Source organism: Mesorhizobium sp. P2_D1 (assembly GCF_056404455.1).
In genome coordinates this window covers 1-797 of record NZ_JBFUDZ010000160.1, presented here as the reverse complement: position 1 = coordinate 797, position 797 = coordinate 1, and the positions used below count along the sequence as shown (strand labels likewise).

The 797-nt window shown below is 61.7% G+C and carries 1 protein-coding gene; it reads left to right on the top strand.

What is annotated here, in order from left to right:
* On the top strand, window positions 1–677 hold a 677-nt coding region (locus tag AC1D0I_RS32725; RefSeq protein WP_477400206.1), incomplete at its 5' end, for a DUF1173 family protein.
* Window positions 678–797 lie beyond the last annotated feature (120 nt).

Below are 797 nucleotides of genomic sequence, written 5' to 3'. Positions count from 1 at the left end.
GCGAAATCCTGTTCGTGCCCGAGCCGTTCCGGTCCGCCGACAAGATCGTGATCGAGCAAAGGCGCGGGCAGGCGCTTGCACCCGCGCTGCCCCCGAAGAGCGGCCCCCGAAAGCTGATGATTCTGGTCGGCGAGGTCAAGGAATTCAGCCCGGCTCGGAGCGGCCACAAGTTGATCGTCAAGCACATGCCGGGGTTCGTGTTCTTGTTGGATGAGAGTCTTCATCGTCGGCTTCAAACCCGTTTTGAAACCGAGATGGCACTCTGGGGCGCGGATGAAGCATCGCATCTAATCGCGATTGCCACCTTCGGGTTGACTCCGGCGGGGCTGGCGGTGATCGAGGAAATGGCCGTCATGGTAGTGGCGGAGAATTGGGTGCCGTACGAGTCCGCCTATGAAAAGAAGCTGGTCGATGCCCTAGCCAGGACAAGGGAGCGAAGCGTGAAAGGACTGCGCTTCAACCTGCCGGTGGACAAGCCAACCGCGACGGCGATATTGCAGACACAGCCGCGGCCGGTGGGCCTGTATGTCGTGCCGCCCTCCTCCGATGGTGCGTACCAGGAAACGCTGGGCGAACTGATCGCGTCGCGGCCGGAGTTCGATTCCTGGATCTGGCGGACGGCCGATAGTGAGATGCCGACTTTGCCTGGTCGGCAAGACGGTGGGTCCCACACATAACGTATGGTTCTCCGACGGCGATGCCGAGATGGACGAAATTCATGAGCGCCGTCGTGGCTCTCAATCCCCGCGCAGAATCTTTGCTTCGAGCGCGGCAGCGACGAAAGCACGCCGAGCGGC